The organism is Flavobacterium esculini, from assembly GCF_048284325.1.
Lineage (GTDB): Bacteria > Bacteroidota > Bacteroidia > Flavobacteriales > Flavobacteriaceae > Flavobacterium.
In genome coordinates this window covers 213,366-231,035 of the sequence record NZ_JBLVPI010000003.1, presented here as the reverse complement: position 1 = coordinate 231,035, position 17,670 = coordinate 213,366, and the positions used below count along the sequence as shown (strand labels likewise).

The window sequence follows — 17,670 nt, the reverse complement described above, 5'->3', positions numbered from 1 at the left end:
AAAGCTTAATTAGCTTTTCCCAGGAACGCTTTTCTCTTAGGTAATTTTTAGGTCTTTGCTATTATTTTGTAAGCTACCCACTGGTCTGTTTTGATATTTGCATCTTTACTTATATGCTGGTCATATAATGGTTTTATCGATTTTTCAGAATAATCCGCAATAACATTTGCAGAACCTCTTTTTATTTTTCCGTCATTTGTCAACTCAACAGTACAAGTAACTTTTGCGAAAGTACAATACTGAAAAATAACTTTTTAACGCTATATAGTTATTTCACCGAAATAAAATTGCTTCTTGATTGGGAATATAAGTAGGTACTATTTTTTTTTAAGTTGTAAAAGTATTGCCTAAATCCCAATTGAATTATTCAGAATCTAAGGGATAAATAAAAAAGCAGTTGGAAGTTTATACTCGCAACTGCTTTTCTATTTTGATTTCGAATCAAGTTAGACAACATATTCATCGGCAATAGTCAATGCCTGAGAAATAATGGCTAAACCTTCATCAATTTGTTCTTCATTTATCATTAAAGGTGGAGCAATAAAAATATACCCCCAACGCACAAAGGTATACAATCCTAGTTCTCTTAATCTGGCACCTACTTTATTCATCACTTCCATTTCGGCAGCATTAGCATTGAAAGGAGCCATCAATTGATACGGTTCTTTACTTTTTACAATATCTAAACAACCCAATAATCCTTTGTTTCTAAAATCACCTATTGAAGGATGCTTTACACGCATTTCGTTGATGCGTTTCTCCATATAAGCACCCATTTTAATTGTGTTTCCTATCAAGTTGTCACTTTCGTAAATATTGACAACCGCCAGAGAAGCCGCCAAAGAAACCGGATGAGAATTATAAGTCAATCCCAGCCATAAAGGAGAATCGTCGAATTTTTCGGCAATTTTATCTGAAACCATCAAGCAACCTAGCGGAAGGTAAGAGGAAGTCAACCCTTTTGCCATGCAGATCATATCGGGTACAATAGCACTATGTTCAAATCCGAACCATTTTCCGGTTCTCCCAAAACCACTCATCACTTCGTCAGCAATAAATAGAATTTCATATTTTTCACATAACGCTTTAATGCCTTTTAAATATCTTTTTGGATAATGAAGACAACCCGAAGATCCGCTTTCCCCTTCGAAAATAAAGGCCGCAATGGTATGACCGCCTTCATAACGAATAATTCTTTCAACAGCATCCAAGCTCCATTTTAATCTCGTTTCTTCATCTTGATCGCTTAACCCATAAAAGTCATAAGGATCGTCAAGATGAAAAATATTAGTCGATTGTTGTGCGTCCGTATATTGTTTTCTGGGATCGCCACCCACCGTCATACTTGCGGATGAATTTCCGTGAAAGCCTCTGTATCTTCCAAATATTTTATGTTTTCCAGTATATAAACGGGCTAGTTTTATTGCATTTTCAATAGATGATGCTCCACAAAGTGTAAAAAAAGCTTTGTTTAAATCCCCGGGACAAATGGACGCTAATTTTTTAGCTAATCGAGCCCGGATTTCTGTGGTGCAAGAAGGCGTTACATAACTCACTTTTTGCATTTGTTCGACTACGGCATCCGTAACACGCTGGTCCCCATGACCTATATTCACCGACATTAATCCGCTGGAGAAATCAATAATTTTTTTACCGCCTGTTTCATATAAATAAACACCTTCGGCTCTTTCGATTGGAATAGGATTTACATTTTTTTGGGCAACCCAAGTAAACAAGCTGTATTGTTTACTATCACTTATTATTTGTTCTTTAGTCAACATGCTGTTATTTATATAGTTTATTTTACAGCAAGGTCATAGCTGTAAAGATGTTCGTCTCTTATGAACCCCATTTTGTGATACAGCCCTTGTGCTGTAATGTTGTTTTTTGCCGTTCTCAATCGAATTAAATCAGAGCCTAATTCTTTTGCTAAATCAATGGTTTTTAGAATTAATTGTTCTCCAATTCCTTTCTTTCGAATAGTAGAATCTACAAATAAATCATTTAAAATCAGTATTTTATTCAATGCTAAAGAAGAGAATGTGACATAGATTAAAGTAAATCCTATGGCTTTTTCGATATTATCTTCATCAAAAGCTAAAAAAATAATCGCTTCATTATTCTCTAATCGTTCTTTTAAATACGATTTGTGTTTTTCGTAATCAGATGGTTTTTTATAGAAAACCAAATATTGATCAAACAATAGCGTCAATTGATCCAAATCTTGTAAAGTAGCTTTTCGTATCATAATTGTTTATTTTTAAATGGTTTGAACATTAAAAATACAAATTATTATTTAATATCTATCTTTCTCTCCTTTGGAGAGTCCACATAACTTCTCGAATGAAGGATTTAACTCATCCAGTTGGTACCTGCTTCAGGATTCCATTTGGTAGTGGTTTTCTTTTCTTTGGTAAAAAATCCTACAGCACTTTTTCCTGTAATATCTCCTGAGCCAAATCTCGATTCATTCCATCCGCCAAAACCAAAAGGTTCTCTGGGAACTGGAACACCAATATTTACACCACACATTCCTGCGGAAGCATTTTCAGTTACATAATTTGCCAAACCACCGCTTTGTGTAAATACGGAACAGGCGTTTCCATAAGGATTCGCATTCTCAATTGCCAAAGCTTCATCAATCGTGTTAACGCGAACAATAGTAAGAACAGGCCCAAATATCTCTTCTTTTGCCACACGCATGTTGGCAGTAGCGTAATCTATAATTGTTGGTCCAACATAAAAACCATTTTCTTTCCCTGGAACAATAGTGTTTCTACCATCCAAAATTATTTTGGCGCCTTGTTGTTCGGCTTCGGTGATATAGGATTCAATTTTTTCTTTGGCTGCTTTCGAAATCACAGCACCCAATGTTGTCCCGCATTGAATTTTATTGGCATCATCGATTAATTTACTTAGAATGGCATCGCAATTTCCTACTGCTATTAAAGTAGCCGCTGCCATGCATCGTTGTCCTGCACAGCCACTCATGGAAGCCACAATATTTGATGATGCCATATCAGGATGCGCATCTGGAAGAAGAATGATATGGTTTTTGGCTCCGCCAAGTGCTAAAACCTGTTTTAAATTATGACTGGCTCTTTGATATACTATTTTTGCCACTTTCGTAGAACCGACAAAAGTGATGGCTTTGATATCCGGATGATCACAAAGATTCTCAACAGTTGATTGTGTGCCATTTATGATATTAAATAAACCATCAGGAAGTCCGGCTTCTTTCAATAATTTTGCGGTGTATTGACTGCTGATCGGGACCGCTTCGGATGGTTTCAAAATGAAAGCATTTCCCAATGCGATAGCATTTACAATGGTCCAATGTGGAACCATAGTTGGAAAATTAAAAGGAACAATCGATGCCACAATTCCTAATGGTAATTTAGTAGAAGAACAAAAAACTCCTTTACTTACTTCCATATTTTCTCCATTTATAAATTGTGGAATTGAACAGGCAAATTCTGTCAGTTCAATGGCTTTGTCAATTTCGGCTTTGGCTTCACCATGAATTTTTCCGTTTTCACGGTAAATAATTTCGGTTAGTTCCGCACTGTTTTGTTCCAGTAATTGTTTGTATTTATAGAAAACCTGCACACGTTCTTTTAAGGTGACTTTTTGCCAAGCTTTTTGTGCTTTTTTAGCAAAACTGATAATTTCATTCAAATCTTCTATTGTGGATTCTTTGAAAGTAGTCAATTCATTTCCGTCTAAAGGGGATACAACAGCATGAATTTTATTAGAGCTTCCAGATTTGAACTCCCCATTTATAAAGTTTTTTACTTCATCAAATACCATAATTATACTTTTTTAAGTTTTTCAAATATACACTATTTAATAAAAATAAAATAATATTTTTTGTATGTATTAAAAATATTGTTAGATTTACAAAACAATAAGCTATATATTAATTTATTTACAATTTATAATAAAAAGTGAGCATGAGTTTAAATACTAACCAGTTTAAATTATTCTATTAACCAAAAACAAAATCAATGAAATCAATCTCAACTATTATCGGAGTAGCCTTACTGTCTCTGGCGGCACTTTGTTATTTTATCAATTGGTATGCTCTAGTTCCCGCATTTACTGTATTAGGAATTGCAATAATGACAAGAAAAGCATTAGAGCCTTTAATTATTGGTTGTGCTGTGGGATTTGTTTTATTGGCAATGCAAGGTGGATCCAAAGAATTTTTTCCTGAAGGGGAAGGTATGATTTTTCCATTGAATATGTTTGATGGTATGTTTTCCTCCATTTCGAGAGATGCTCACGATCAAGGATTAATATGGGTGATTTTAGTTTGTATATTATATGGTGCATTTGTGCAATTATTAGTGGCTTCCGGTGGAATTAATGCAGTTGGGAAATATTCTGAAAATCATGTTACAAATAAAAAACAGTCGCTCATTATGACTTATTTTCTAAGTTTTTTCTTTTTCCTGGATGATTACTTAAGCGCATTGTCTATTGGTAATACCATGAGACCTATTACAGATAAATTTGGTGTTTCAAGAGAAAAATTAGCCTTGGTTTTGAGTTTTGTTTGTGTACCGTTGACTATAATATTTCCAATTTCGACTTGGACTATTTTTTATGGAACTCAAATCGCAACTATTGAAGGAGGTGTTTTAAATAGTGCAGGAAAAGTTATAACAAGTCCCATTGAAGCATTTTTGGGAACAATTCCGTATAATTTTTCGGCGTGGATTTCTTTAATTCTTGGGGCATTAGTAGTGTTTCAGTTAATCCCGGATTCAAAAGCAATAAGAGAAGCGGAGGCAAATGTAAAAATAATTGATATTGATGTTTTAAAAGTTAAGAAAAAATCAGCCAAAGAAGGGAAGCTAGTCTATTTCATTTTGCCTTTGGTTATTCTAATCTGGTGTACCATTTTTCCTTATCCGTATGATTCAGAATATTGGGGTAGTGTAACTTTTTCTTCTGAATCTATATTTAGTAATATTGATGCATTACGAGGAATAGCAACAGCATGCGTAGCGACTTATTTATATTATCTCGTATTTGGTGTAATTAAGTTTAATAAAATATCTAACAATTTCGTTAAAGGGATGGAATCAATCACTTTCGTGTTAGTGGTTTTAGGAATGACCTATTTATTAAAAGATGTTCAAAACGGATTGGGATTTAATGAATTTGTAGCTGAGAAATTACAAGGAATTAGTTGGTTGAATAGTGCGACCCTTCCTTTTGTTGTTTTTGCATTAGTGGCATGGATTTGTTGGGCTACGGGCTCAAACTGGGGAATATATGCAATTTTAGTACCAACGACAGCTATCTTATCACGTACAATAGGAGCCGATTTTTGGTTGACCCAAGGAGCGTTGGCTTCTGGAACTGTTTGGGGAGCTGCGGCTTGTTTCTTTTCTGATAATAGAGTTCTTACGGCGCAATCGTGTAAAATAGATATGATGAAACATGGTATTTCACAATTTCCATATCAGTTAGTAATATTTGGAATATCATCCATATTATATCTTTTGGCGGGTTTCATTTTGTAATAACATAAACCTATGATTTGTAAAAAGATTTTAGATGATCAATTTCTGATACGGAATGCAACTCAGGATGATGGTATTGAAATGGAATATGTTCAATTACAATGTTATCCAACATTGCATCAATCGGAGCTATTAGACAGGAATCATTTTGCGAATCATATTAAAATATTTCCAGAAGGTCAAATTATAGTGGAAAAAGACGGAAAGATTGTTGCATCTGCAAGTACTTTCAGATGTAATTTCCCGGTCCATTACAGTACTTTTTTGGAAGAAACAGATAATTTGTGGCTTACTAATGTTCAAATACCGGATGGAGATTGGATGTATGGAATTGATATGGGCGTGTTGCCGGAATACAGAGGTTTAGGCCTTTCTAAAGAACTGTATAAAGCGCGGCATGAAGTGTGTAAAAACCTTGGAATCAAAGGACAGATTATTGCGGGAATGACTATTGGTTACGGAAAAGTAAAAGATAAAATGACCATTGCAGAATATTGCGAAGCATTGGAGAAAAAAGAATTTACGGATCCAACAATTACACCGCAACGAAATGCAGGGTTTAGATGGATAAGGACTTTATACAATTATATCAATGACTCGGAAGCGGGATACGCCAGTATTTTAATGTACTATCCGGTCGATGAAAATTATAGTTTATAATTTCATCTTTTTGAAAAAAAAGTGCAGCAATAAAGTTAGAATAAAATTCAGAATATAATTAAATTAAAAAAAATGGGAACTCAAATTAAAAAAGTATCAGAAATTCCTGGACCAAAGAGCAAAGAAATGTTAGCAAGAAGAGCAGCTGCTTTACCTGCGGGTTTAGGAAAATCTACCGAAGTGGTTGTAGAAAAGGCTGAAGGCGCTTTAGTGTGGGATGTAGATGGAAATCAATTGATTGATTTTGCTGGCGGAATCGGGATGGTAAATTTGGGACACAGACCTCAAGCAGTTGTTGATGCCATAAAAGACCAAATGGATAAATACCTGCACACGGGCGCATTGGTAACTACTTTTGAACCGTATTTAGAGTTTGCAGAATTGTTGAATAAAATTACTCCGGGAGATTTTCCTAAGAAAACGTTATTGGCTTGTTCGGGATCTGAGGCGGTAGAAAATGCAGTGCAAATTGCACGATATTATACGAAACGACCTGCCGTTATTTGTTTCGAAGGAGCCTATCACGGTAGAACTTTACTTACGTTGAGTTTAACTAGTAAATACGCTTTATTTAAAAGAGGGTTTGGTAGCTATGCCCAGGATATTTATCGTTTTCATTCTCCAAATGTATATCGCAAACCAGATAATTTCACAGAAGAAGAATACATTGATTTTTGTATCGAACGTTTCGACCAGAATTTAATTTCACATGTTGACCCTTCTTCGGTTGCAGCAATTATTATCGAACCTGTTCAAGGTGAAGGTGGTTTTATTCCTGTTCCTAAACGTTTCTTGGAAAAAATAAGAAAAGTGTGTGATGAACACGGTATCGTTTTTATTGCCGATGAGGTTCAGTCAGGTGCTGGTAGAACTGGGAAATTCCTTTCTATTGAACACAGCGGAGTGATTCCTGACATGGTAACAATGGCAAAATCAATAGGTTCAGGATTGCCAATTAGTGCCGTCACCGGTAAAGCAGAAATGATGGATGCACCGCATTTAGGTGGTGTTGGAGGAACGTATTCAGGAAGTCCAATTGCTGTAGTTGCCGCACTTGCTACAGTGAAAGAAATTAACACCCCGGAATTTTTAGCGCAATCAGTTCATGTGGGAGATGCCATTAGAACACGATTAAATACAATGGCAGATAAGTTTTCTTGTATTGGTGATGTTCGTGGAATAGGAGCGATGCTGGTAGTTGAATTTGTAAAAGATAAAAAAACCAAAGAGCCTGATATGGATTTTGCTATGGCAGTAATCAAAAAATCAGTCGCAAATGGATTGATTTTAATCAGAGCAGGATTGTATACCAATTGCATTCGATTTTTACCTCCAATTGTTATCACTGACGAACAATTGCAGGAAGGATTAGACGTGATTGAAAATGCGATTCAAGAAGTATTGAACGAAAGAAAATAATTTAGACGAAAGTCTCAAAGTCGTAAAGACTTAGTTCGACATTGAGACTTTATGACATTAGACTTTATGACTTTTAAACTGATATATAATGCCAATATTAGTACTATGGATTCTGCTTTTGCAAAAGCGGATTCCATGGTAATTAACCATTTGGGAAAAATTGAGGGAATTGGAACTGAATCCGAATTGCGCAATCAGTTTGGTTCTTTTTCCAATGAATTTGATTTTAACGGACAAACAGTGGTTCCGGGTTTGAATGATGCCCACATTCATGTTTGGAAAATTGGGCATCTTAGAACGTATATGTTAGATGTTCGCGGTGTAAAATCCATAGTAGAATTCAAAAGACTATTAAAAGAGTTTGCTGAGAATAATCCGAATTCTGAATGGATTATGGCTCGTGGAATTAATGAAATGGTACTTGAAGAAAAACGGTTGCCAACCAAAGAAGATTTGGACGAAATTATTTCTGACAGGCCTGTTTTTGTAATTAGAACTTGTGCTCACATTGGAATTGCCAATTCAAAAGCTATAGCGATTTCAGGAGTTGATGAAGCTACTGAAGTTCCTTTTGGAGGAGAAATTCGCAAAAATCGAGATGGAAGCCTACAAGGTATTTTTACCGAAAGAGCTTTGGGATTAATCATGAATAACATTCCTCCATTTACTTTCGAAGAATATAAAAACATGATTCTGGAAGCGCATAAGTATTTATTGAGTTTAGGAATTACAAGTGCGACTGATCCGGCTGCAAATGAAGAATTATTGGCAGCTTACATTAAATTGGATCAAGAAGGATTATTGAAAGTGCGAATGAATGTTTTTCCACTTAGAATTCCGGATGGGAGTGATGAGATTCAGGTGTTACCGGAACAATATGAATCGGAATTTTTACTAATAAAAACGGTAAAGTTTTTTTCTGATGGTGGTTTGAGTTCGGCTACAGCAGCATTGAATGTTCCGTATAAAAACACTGATGGTTACAAAGGCGTTTTGAGATTGGATTATGATAAGTTTTATCAAACAGCCAAAGAAGCCGTTGAAAAAGGATTCTCGGTTGCCACACATGCAATTGGGCATCAAGCGGTTGATTTGACTTTGAAAGTGTATCGTGATTTATTCAAAATTGACAATACATTAAAACACAGAATTGAGCATGTTGGATTTTTATCCAATGAAAATATCAAAGATTTTAAACTGATGAACATGACTGCAGCGATGCAACCCATTTTCATTTATGAATTAGCAAACAATTTCAAAAGCACTTTGCCAGACGCATTATTAGATGTGGTTTACCCTTGCAAAACGGTTTTGGATAACGGAATAAATTTAGCCTTATCTACCGATGGTCCTGTGGTGAAAGAAATTAATCCTTGGATTAATATGGAAACGGCAGTAACTCGAAAAGCGATGGACGGCTTTGTCATTGGCGAAAGCCAGAAAATAACTTTCGAGCAAGCATTACGCGCCTATACTTTAGGAAGTGCGATTGCGGATAATTTAGAGAATATAAAAGGAAGTCTTTCCACAGGGAAATATGCCGATTTTATTGTTTTGAATAAAAATCCATTTAAATTAGACGATGTTTCTACCGTTGAAGCCAATGAAACTTGGGTAAATGGAGAATTAAAATATAAAAAAGAGTAGAAAATCATACGTTATGGGGGTTTTAAATCCTGATACCGTTTTAAAAAAAATAAAAGATGAGTGCATTAGATGATGAATTAGATTACCAAATATTGAAACTTCTTCAAAAAGACGGTAGAATGTCGTTTACTGAAATTTCTAAAGAAATTAATGTGGCAGTGAGTACCATTAGACACCGTTATATTAACTTAATTGAAGATGGGACTTTGCAAATTATTGGTAGAGTCGATCCTAATAAAATTGGGTTTAATGCTTATGCAAGTGTTTTGATTTCGGTTAAACCAAAATCATACATGAAAACCATTTTTGAGGAATTAGCAAAGTTGCCTGAAATTAGTTTTTTGGCATCCGTTTCAGGAGATTATGATATTGAGGCTAATATTATGTGTCGGGATATGGAGCATTTAAATGAATTATTAGGAGATAAAATTCATGCGATGGAAGGTGTTTTTGATACCAAAACAAATATGTATATGAAAATTTACAAATTCGCGCAACCCGATTTAGAATTAGCAAAATTATCAAGCAAGCAAAATGAATAATACAGACAAATTATACGAAAGAAGAAAAAAAAGTGTTCCAAACGCTTTGGGAATTTTCAATCCATCCAGCATTCAATCTGCCAAAGGAGCCATCATTATTGATGCCGATGGCAGAGAATTGATTGATTTTGCAGGAGGAATTGGGGTAAATAATGCGGGACATGGTGTGCCGGAAATTATTGAAGCAATTCAAAAACAAGCGGAGAAGTTCATTCATGCTTCCTTCAATGTTTCTGTTTACGAACAATATTTAGACTTAACGGAAAAATTGTGTGAGATTTTGCCACACGGTGAATCTACTAAAGCAATGCTGACGTTATCTGGTGCTGAATCTGTTGAAAATGCCATTAAAATTGCTCGTGCCGTAACGGGAAAATCAGGAATTATTTGTTACGACGGTTCCTTTCACGGACGTACAATGATGGCGATGACTTTGACATCCAACGTGAAATACAAAGAAGGTGCCGGACCTTACGCTCCTGAAGTATACCGTTTGGAATTCCCGTATTATAAACCGAGTATGAGCGCCAGAATGACTTCAGATGAGTTTGATGATTTGATGATTATGAAGTTACATAAAACTTTTTCATCAACCGTTTCAGTAAGTCAAACTGCTGCAATTATTCTGGAGTTAGTACAAGGGGAAGGCGGTTTTACCGTTGCTTCCAAAAAATATGTTCAATACTTGCGTAAATTCTGTACCGAAAATAACATTTTCTTAATTTTTGATGAGGTACAATCCGGTTTTGGTCGCACCGGAAAATGGGCCGCTTACGAGCATTATGGCGTGGCTCCAGATTTGTCTACTTGGGCAAAATCGATGGGCGGCGGAATGCCTATTGGTGCTGTTATTGGAAAACAAGAAATTATGGATGCCGTAAAACCGGGACTTATTGGAGGAACGTATTTAGGAAATCCGTTGAGTTGCGTGGCTTCATTGGCAAGTATCAATTACATGCAAAAAAATAATATCAATGCAGCTGGTGAAAAAGTGGGTAAGATAGTTCGAGATAGATTCAATCAGTTGCAGGCTAAATATCCGAAAAACATCACTGATGTTCGCGGATTGGGAGCGATGTTGGCTATAGAATTTTTTAATCCTGAAACTAAAATGCCTGATGGTGATGCCACAAAAGCCATTGTCAATAAATGTTTAGAGAAAGGATTGATTGTAATCACTTCTGGAACCTACGGAAATTGCATCCGAATTTTAAGTCCATTATTTATAGAAGATGAAATTTTAGAAAAAGGCTTATCTATTTTGGAACAAACAATAGAAGAAATACTATGAGAAAGCAATATATAAATGGAGCATGGTGCGACGCAATTGATGGCGCCACTTGGGATTTGCAGAGTCCCGCTACCGAAGAACTAATTGATAAAGTACCTTTTGGAAACGTTGCCGATTGTAATTTGGCAATTGCAGCCGCTGATGCTTCTTTCAAAGAATGGAAAAGTACAACGCCTTATTTTAGAGCTGAAATATTAAAAAAAGCAGCGAATTATATTCGGACAAACGTAGAGACTTTCGCAAAGGAAACTTCGTTGGAGACGGGAAAACCAATGTTGGAATCAAGAGGAGAATGGCAGGTTTCAGCTAATCTTTTCGAATGGTTTGCTGAGGAAGGGAAAAGAAATTATGGTCGAGTAGTTCCTACGAACAGAGTCGATAAAAGAGCGATGGTTATTTATCAGCCGGTAGGAGTTGTGGGAGTGATTACAGCTTGGAATTTTCCGGCGTACAATCCGGCACGTGCTGTTGCAGCTGCTTTGGCCGCTGGTTGCTCTGTAGTCATGAGAGGTTCGGAATTTACGCCTTTGTCGAGTTTTAATTTGGCTACAGCCCTACACGAAGCCGGAATTCCTAAAGGAGTTTTTAATTTAATCAACACAGAACCAGTTTCTACGGGAACTGAAATGATTGATAATCCTTTATTGAAAAAAATAAGCTTTACAGGAAGTACCCGAGTGGGGAAAATACTTATGGATGGCGCATCAAAAACGGCAACTAAATTGTCTTTGGAACTTGGTGGAAATGCACCAGTAATTATCGATAAAGACGTAGATGTTGCTGTAATTGCTCATCAAGCTTTGGTTGCTAAATTGAGAAATTGTGGACAAGTTTGTGTTTCACCGCAACGTTTTTATGTACATGCTGCCATTTTTGAGCAATTCATCGCTATTGTGAAAGATGATATTTCAAAATTAAAAACAGGAATTAACGGGGGAGAAATTGATTTTCTGGGTCCGCTTATCAATAAAAAACAACAGGAACATTCCTTGGCTATGCTTGAAAAAGCAAGAAATGAAGGCGCAACAATTCATATTGGCGGTGAACCGGCTGAAAAAGGGTTTTTTGTGCATCCGGCTTTGATTGAAGCGCTACAAAGTCAATCTTTTATCAAGACGGAGATGTTTGGACCATTAATGATTGTGATTCCTTTTGAAACAAAGGAGCAAGTTATCGAATGGGCAAATGATACTGAATATGGTTTGGCTTCCTACGCCTTTACCAATCACATAAAAACGGCTAATTTCTATGCTGAAAATCTTGAATTTGGAATGGTAGGAATTAATGAATGGGCTCCTCAAGGGACTGAATTGCCCTTTTCAGGTTGGAAAAGTAGCGGAATAGGCCACGAATCCGGTTCTGAAGGATTGAAAGAATACATGGAATTGAAACTAATCAGTTATGGAAATATGTCATAAAGATTTTTGATTTAAGATTAACGATTTTTGATTGCAGATTGTGAATCCATTTTTGTCATCATGAGCGCGGTTAAGAGAAGTGTTCCAAATGATAACAAGATTAAATAAAAAATTATGAAAAAAGAAATTTTAGGTAAATACACGTTGCAAACGCCTTTGCCGGAACATGCAAAACAGCAAGCGGAATTACAGGAAATTGTTTTTCCTACTTTGTCTGCTGAGGAATTAATTACGGAAGAAAAATATAAAAGGCATTTGGAGATTTTTCCAGAAGGACAATTTATTGTTTTAGACGATGATAAAGTGATCGCTTCTTGTACGACTTTGCTTCAAAATTACCACAAAGGACATCATACTTTTTTGGATATTTCTGATGATTTATGGTTGGGAACGCACGACCCTAAAGCCGATTGGATTTATGGTCTGGATGTTTCAGTTCATCCGGATTACCAAGGAAAAGGTATTGGAAGAGCAATTTATAATGCGCGTCAGGATGTGGCTAAAGTATTAGGTTGTAAAGGGCAAATGACTGCGGGAATGCCAATAGGTTATGACAAAGTAAAAGATCAAATGACGATTGCGCAATACTGTGATAAACTGATAAAAGGGGAAATCAGTGATCCAACTGTTACGGCTCAAACCAAATGCGGATTCATTCTGGTGGAACCATTATTCGATTATTTAGATGATCCAAGAAGCGGGAATTGTTCGGTATTGATGTATTGGCCTTTGGATCCAAACACTAAATTAAGCGAGAACCATTAAAGAGTAATCAGTGTTCAGTCTCAGTGTTCAGCCGTAATGGAGTTCATTCAAGGAACTTTAAACGTGCAACATTAAATTTTAAACAAAAAACAAAATGATATTCAAATCAATAAATCCATTTTCAAGAGAAATTATTGCGGAACACGAAGTGTTGACAAACGCACAACTGAATCAGAAATTGGAATTATCAGAAAGTACTTTTAAAAATTGGCGAAATACTTCTTTTCAGGAAAGAGCTGATAAAATGAAAAAACTGGCCAATATTCTGAGAGAAAAGAAGGACGAGTTAGGTTTATTGATTACTAATGAAATGGGTAAAATTTTACCTGAAGGAATTAGTGAAGTCGAAAAATCAGCAGGAAATTGTGACTTCTATGCGGAGAATGCAGAGAAAATGCTGAAAGACGAAAAGTACGATACGCCTTTTACTAGCCTATCTGTTTATGATCCGATGGGTGCTGTTTTTGCGATTATGCCATGGAATTATCCTTTTTGGCAAGTATTGCGTTATGCTGCGCCGGCAATTATGGCTGGTAATGTGACACTTTTAAAACATGCTCCTAATGTTATTGGTTGTGCCAAAGCTATTGAAAATGCATTTCTGGAAGCTGGTTTTCCGGAAGGTGTTTTCCAACAAATAACCATCGATATTGCTCAAGTCGAAAGTGTAATCGCGTCGGATATTGTACATGGAATTACGTTGACTGGCAGTGAAATGGCGGGTTCTTCTGTGGCTTCATTGGCTGGAAAGCATATCAAAAAATCGGTTATGGAGTTGGGAGGTTCAGATGCATTTATTGTTTTGAATGATGCCGATATTGAAAAAGCAGCCACTGTTGCGTCACAATCCAGAATGCTAAATGCAGGTCAGGCTTGCATTTGTGCCAAACGTTTTATCGTTACCGAAAAAGTAGCGGATGAATTTGCTGCTTTTTTTGCTCAAAAAGTAAGTGCCTTAAGTCAAGGGAATCCTTTACAGAATGGAATCAATATGGGACCATTAGCCCGATTGGATTTGGCCGAAAAACTAAGCCATCAATTAGAAAAATCATTGCAACAAGGAGCAAAATTAGTACTGGGAGGAGAGCGTGAAAATTGCAATTTCCAACCAACATTAATTGATTTTGTTGATGTCAATAATATTGCTTTTCAAGAGGAAACGTTTGGTCCATTGGCTACAATTATAAGAGCCAAAGATGAAAACGATGCTGTCGCTATTGCAAATAACCACAGATATGGATTGGCATCGGCGATTTGGACGGAAGATCGTGAAAATGCATACAGATTAGCAAGAAAAATTGAAGCTGGAAATGTTTTTATAAACTCATTGGTACGTTCTGATTCCAGAATTCCCTTTGGTGGAACAAAAAAATCAGGGTACGGAAGAGAATTGTCTGAAATTGGTATCAAAGAATTTATGAATATGAAATCAGTAATTATCGAATAATTATAATTTAAGAATAGAAAATGGATTTTAAAATTAACGACCAAAACCAACCAAAAATGAAAAAAGCAGTATTAATTTTAGCATTAATGTTAACAAGCGGTTTGGCATTTGCACAAGATGCACCGGTTGCTACGCCTGTGGCTGAGCCAGAAGCTCCAGAGCCTAAATTTACAGCTGCTGTAGATGTTGTATATCCCTACTTATGGAGAGGACTAAAATATTATGGAGATAAAATAGCTTTTCAACCGTATCTTTCTTATGCTGTTACTGATAAATTGTCGGTTGGAGTATGGGCGACAACAAATTTTTCTAATGCTGCCGATGCTTACAACGAGTTTGATTGGAGTATCTCCTATCAAATATCTCCTGTTGTGAAAGTAATGTTGAGTGATTACTATTGGCCGGCAACTAAGAATAATCAAGATTGGGAAAGAAGCAGCTATTTTGATTATTCAGAAGGTTCAGCACAGAGTTTAGATCTTTCTGTATTATTAGATTTTTCTGAAAAAGGAGTACCGTTAGACTTTCAATGGAACACGTTTATTGGTGGAGGCGATTATAAATATGATGATAGTGGAGAAAGATCAAGAGCTTTTTCTAGTTATGCTGAAATTGGATATACCTATTCTTTAGAAAAAGCAGGAGTCGACGTTAGACCTTTTGTTGGTGCTGCAGTCATTAATGGCGGTTATTATGGAGCTGATGCCAGTGGTAAATCAGGTTTTACTTTCTCGAATGTAGGAGTGAATGTTGCTAAAGAGTTAAAAATTACGAACAAATTTAGTCTGCCGGTTTTTATTAGATACACGAACAATGACTACGGAATTCAGCAATTTGATGCCAATGATAATTTGACTAAAACGGTTAGAAATTTCTTTTCTGCGGGTGTGACTTTTAATATTAAATAATTTATTTATCGGTCAAAAACACTTCTTCTTTTAATAGCCTAGTTCAAGAATTATAAGTAGTGTTTCACTAAAGGTGTATTGAAAAGTTATTTCAAAATATTTTTGACCTCTTTTTAAAAGCTCAAAAATATTTTTTGGTAATAACTTTTTATCTATTTTTAAACGTATTGAACAACAAGGATTTCTATAAATCCTTTAAGAATGCAAAAAAAATTAACATTCATTCATATAAAAAAAGCTTTGGAATTTTCTTTACTTTGGAATTCTTATTGATTCCTAAAATTAGGATTAGTGTATTGTTTCTAATTTTAAATACAACAGATCCGCTTCATTTTCTAGTTTTTTAATTTCATTTTGCCAATGAATAATATCATTTTCAATCCAGTTAATTTGTTCCTCCCTTTCGCTTTCTGTTCTTAATAATTTGAAATCCTTGGCATCAATTAATTTATTTTGATCCTCTTCTAAATTGGCATTGTTAACAAGGAGTATTTTCTTAATTTCTGAAATTCTATAGTTTACAGAGTCTTTTTTTTGCTTAGAGAGTCTGTCTGAGTTTATTTTTTCTTGAATAGCAATTTGTATCTTTTCCTCGTCCGTTTGTTTTTGCTGTAGTTCAATTTGTTGGTTTTGAAATTCGGTTTGTTTATTTTTCTGTTCTAATTCTAAACTTCTGTTATCTTGATAAGTATTAAAAATCAGTGTTCCAATAATTAAAGCTAAAATTCCACAAGCCCAAAAAAAGATAGTTTTGTCCATTCCTAAAATAGTTTGACTTACTACTTTTTTCTCTTCTTTTCGTAAAGAGAGAATCTTATTCAGAGGCGGTGGCACTGCGGTCAAAATAATTTTTAATTCAGGGATGTCCCCGGCATATTTCCATTCGTCCATACCTTCGAACCATATTAATGTTGTTTTTGTAATTTTCTTAGACTTTAGTTCTTCTAAGAGAAATGGACCGCTGTTTTCAGTTCCGTTATGAATGTAATAGGTTTTCATTTATAAATATTTAATGGAGTACTTATTTATTGTTAATCAAATTAATTGTGACTTTAACCATCATGTTTTTGTCATCAGATTTGGATTCAGCGATCATCAGCTTTATTGCTACCAAAGCATTATCATCAATAACTTTTCTTGCACTACGATATAATAATCCATTGCAATCTAGGAACCAAACAAAGAGAAAAGCTGCAATTCTTTTGTTACCATCCGAAAAAGAATGATTTTTGGTAACAAAATACAATAAATGTGCCGCTTTTTCTTGTACTGAAGGATATAAATCGATCCCATCAAAGGTGATAAATTGTTTCTAAGGAGCTTTTAAAAGAATCCTCTTTTTCATTTCCAAACAAATTAGAGCCACCAAATTTAGTTTTTAATCTTTCTATGGCTTTCTTTGCTTCTGGATACGAAATTTTGAATAATTCTTTAGTATCTGTTGTTGCGACTTTCAATGTCTGATGGTCGTATTGATCTAAAATATCCAACGCAAAAGCATAGTCACTCAATATTTTTAATAAACCTTGCGCTTCATCACCAGTTACTATTTTAGATTTTGTAATGGAATCTAGTAAATGAACAGCTTGCTTTAATTCTTTAAACTTATTCTCAGCTTCTTGTAACCGTTTTTCATTGATGGTGTACCCTTTGACTAAATAGTCTTTTAAACGTTGTGTTGCCCATTGACGAAATTGTGTCCCTTGTTTAGATTTTATACGATAACCAACAGATATAATAACATCGAGGTTATAGAAATCAACTTGATATGTTTTACCGTCAGTTGCAGTTGTCGCAAATTTTGCGACAACTGATTCTTTATCCAATTCCCCTTCATTAAATACATTATTAACATGCTTACCTATGGTTTTGATATCTCTATCAAATAAAACCGAGATTTGCTCTCTGTTTAGCCAAACAGTTTCGTTATCAAGACTTACTTGCAGTTCTACATTGTTGTCTGAAGATTTATATATTTCTATCTGATTATTCATTAAGCTATGGTTTTAAATCCAAGTATTATGCTCATTATGTCGCTA

General features: G+C 35.3%; 16 protein-coding genes. 10 read left to right on the top strand and 6 right to left on the bottom strand.

The window, feature by feature from the left end; genetic code table 11:
• Nucleotides 1-446: 446 nt before the first annotated feature.
• The 3 genes from ACNQGG_RS04285 to mmsA all read right to left on the bottom strand — a co-directional run bounded on the left by ACNQGG_RS04285 (nt 447) and on the right by mmsA (nt 3,810).
• On the bottom strand, nt 447-1,781 hold the full coding sequence (locus tag ACNQGG_RS04285; protein ID WP_417961800.1) for an aminotransferase family protein: 1,335 nt from the start codon (nt 1,779-1,781) through the stop codon (nt 447-449).
• A gap of 17 nt (nt 1,782-1,798) precedes the next feature.
• Nucleotides 1,799-2,248: a GNAT family N-acetyltransferase gene (locus ACNQGG_RS04280; protein ID WP_417961799.1), complete on the bottom strand. Its 450-nt coding sequence runs from the start codon at nt 2,246-2,248 to the stop codon at nt 1,799-1,801.
• Between the two features lie 104 nt (nt 2,249-2,352).
• Nucleotides 2,353-3,810, bottom strand: a complete 1,458-nt coding sequence (mmsA, locus tag ACNQGG_RS04275; RefSeq protein ID WP_417961798.1) for a CoA-acylating methylmalonate-semialdehyde dehydrogenase — start codon at nt 3,808-3,810, stop codon at nt 2,353-2,355.
• Between the two features lie 197 nt (nt 3,811-4,007).
• On the opposite strand from mmsA, the gene ACNQGG_RS04270 reads away from it, so the two are divergent.
• The 10 genes from ACNQGG_RS04270 (at nt 4,008) to ACNQGG_RS04225 (ending at nt 15,631) form a co-directional block, all read left to right on the top strand.
• A complete protein-coding gene (locus ACNQGG_RS04270) occupies nt 4,008-5,534 on the top strand; it encodes a Na+/H+ antiporter NhaC family protein (protein WP_417961797.1) in 1,527 nt (508 codons plus the stop codon).
• 12 nt (nt 5,535-5,546) lie between these two features.
• Nucleotides 5,547-6,194, top strand: coding sequence for a GNAT family N-acetyltransferase (locus ACNQGG_RS04265; RefSeq protein ID WP_416856728.1), 648 nt, complete (start codon nt 5,547-5,549; stop codon nt 6,192-6,194).
• Between the two features lie 72 nt (nt 6,195-6,266).
• On the top strand, nt 6,267-7,613 hold the full coding sequence (locus ACNQGG_RS04260) for an aspartate aminotransferase family protein (RefSeq protein ID WP_417961796.1): 1,347 nt from the start codon (nt 6,267-6,269) through the stop codon (nt 7,611-7,613).
• Nucleotides 7,614-7,664: 51 nt separating this feature from the next.
• Nucleotides 7,665-9,260: an amidohydrolase gene (locus ACNQGG_RS04255; RefSeq protein ID WP_417961795.1), complete on the top strand. Its 1,596-nt coding sequence runs from the start codon at nt 7,665-7,667 to the stop codon at nt 9,258-9,260.
• Nucleotides 9,261-9,316: 56 nt separating this feature from the next.
• Entirely contained in the window at nt 9,317-9,802 is a 486-nt protein-coding gene (locus ACNQGG_RS04250) for an Lrp/AsnC family transcriptional regulator (RefSeq protein WP_039109557.1), read from the top strand.
• The gene (locus ACNQGG_RS04245) at nt 9,795-11,093 is read left to right on the top strand and encodes an aspartate aminotransferase family protein (RefSeq protein ID WP_417961794.1); all 1,299 of its coding nucleotides are present in this window, start codon (nt 9,795-9,797) and stop codon (nt 11,091-11,093) included. The genes ACNQGG_RS04250 and ACNQGG_RS04245 overlap by 8 nt, the downstream gene beginning before the upstream one ends.
• Nucleotides 11,090-12,511, top strand: a complete 1,422-nt coding sequence (locus tag ACNQGG_RS04240) for an aldehyde dehydrogenase family protein (RefSeq protein WP_417961793.1) — start codon at nt 11,090-11,092, stop codon at nt 12,509-12,511. Before ACNQGG_RS04245 ends, ACNQGG_RS04240 begins: the two co-directional genes overlap by 4 nt.
• 114 nt (nt 12,512-12,625) lie before the next feature.
• Nucleotides 12,626-13,276 carry a GNAT family N-acetyltransferase gene (locus tag ACNQGG_RS04235; RefSeq protein ID WP_417961792.1) on the top strand — a complete coding sequence of 217 codons (651 nt, stop codon included), beginning with the start codon at nt 12,626-12,628 and terminating at the stop codon, nt 13,274-13,276.
• Nucleotides 13,277-13,370: 94 nt separating this feature from the next.
• A complete protein-coding gene (locus tag ACNQGG_RS04230) occupies nt 13,371-14,723 on the top strand; it encodes an NAD-dependent succinate-semialdehyde dehydrogenase (RefSeq protein WP_417961791.1) in 1,353 nt (450 codons plus the stop codon).
• A gap of 56 nt (nt 14,724-14,779) precedes the next feature.
• Complete coding sequence (locus ACNQGG_RS04225) at nt 14,780-15,631, top strand: TorF family putative porin (RefSeq protein WP_417961790.1); 852 nt, start codon at nt 14,780-14,782, stop codon at nt 15,629-15,631.
• Nucleotides 15,632-15,919: 288 nt separating this feature from the next.
• Here ACNQGG_RS04225 and ACNQGG_RS04220 read toward each other — a convergent pair whose 3' ends face one another.
• From ACNQGG_RS04220 to ACNQGG_RS04210, 3 genes are read right to left on the bottom strand one after another with little or no spacing between them, the layout of a single operon-like run.
• Entirely contained in the window at nt 15,920-16,630 is a 711-nt protein-coding gene (locus ACNQGG_RS04220) for a DUF4339 domain-containing protein (protein ID WP_417961789.1), read from the bottom strand.
• Between the two features lie 22 nt (nt 16,631-16,652).
• Nucleotides 16,653-16,877 carry a Fic family protein gene (locus tag ACNQGG_RS04215; RefSeq protein ID WP_417961788.1) on the bottom strand — a complete coding sequence of 75 codons (225 nt, stop codon included), beginning with the start codon at nt 16,875-16,877 and terminating at the stop codon, nt 16,653-16,655.
• Between the two features lie 46 nt (nt 16,878-16,923).
• Nucleotides 16,924-17,625, bottom strand: coding sequence for a virulence RhuM family protein (locus ACNQGG_RS04210; RefSeq protein WP_417961787.1), 702 nt, complete (start codon nt 17,623-17,625; stop codon nt 16,924-16,926).
• Between the last annotated feature and the right edge of the window lie 45 nt (nt 17,626-17,670).

Coding starts and splice junctions, on each gene's coding strand:
- ACNQGG_RS04285 (WP_417961800.1), bottom strand. CDS start 1,781: ATGTTGACTAAAGAACAAATAATAAGTGATAGTAAACAATACAGCTTG.
- ACNQGG_RS04280 (WP_417961799.1), bottom strand. CDS start 2,248: ATGATACGAAAAGCTACTTTACAAGATTTGGATCAATTGACGCTATTG.
- mmsA (WP_417961798.1), bottom strand. CDS start 3,810: ATGGTATTTGATGAAGTAAAAAACTTTATAAATGGGGAGTTCAAATCT.
- ACNQGG_RS04270 (WP_417961797.1), top strand. CDS start 4,008: ATGAAATCAATCTCAACTATTATCGGAGTAGCCTTACTGTCTCTGGCG.
- ACNQGG_RS04265 (WP_416856728.1), top strand. CDS start 5,547: ATGATTTGTAAAAAGATTTTAGATGATCAATTTCTGATACGGAATGCA.
- ACNQGG_RS04260 (WP_417961796.1), top strand. CDS start 6,267: ATGGGAACTCAAATTAAAAAAGTATCAGAAATTCCTGGACCAAAGAGC.
- ACNQGG_RS04255 (WP_417961795.1), top strand. CDS start 7,665: ATGACATTAGACTTTATGACTTTTAAACTGATATATAATGCCAATATT.
- ACNQGG_RS04250 (WP_039109557.1), top strand. CDS start 9,317: ATGAGTGCATTAGATGATGAATTAGATTACCAAATATTGAAACTTCTT.
- ACNQGG_RS04245 (WP_417961794.1), top strand. CDS start 9,795: ATGAATAATACAGACAAATTATACGAAAGAAGAAAAAAAAGTGTTCCA.
- ACNQGG_RS04240 (WP_417961793.1), top strand. CDS start 11,090: ATGAGAAAGCAATATATAAATGGAGCATGGTGCGACGCAATTGATGGC.
- ACNQGG_RS04235 (WP_417961792.1), top strand. CDS start 12,626: ATGAAAAAAGAAATTTTAGGTAAATACACGTTGCAAACGCCTTTGCCG.
- ACNQGG_RS04230 (WP_417961791.1), top strand. CDS start 13,371: ATGATATTCAAATCAATAAATCCATTTTCAAGAGAAATTATTGCGGAA.
- ACNQGG_RS04225 (WP_417961790.1), top strand. CDS start 14,780: ATGAAAAAAGCAGTATTAATTTTAGCATTAATGTTAACAAGCGGTTTG.
- ACNQGG_RS04220 (WP_417961789.1), bottom strand. CDS start 16,630: ATGAAAACCTATTACATTCATAACGGAACTGAAAACAGCGGTCCATTT.
- ACNQGG_RS04210 (WP_417961787.1), bottom strand. CDS start 17,625: ATGAATAATCAGATAGAAATATATAAATCTTCAGACAACAATGTAGAA.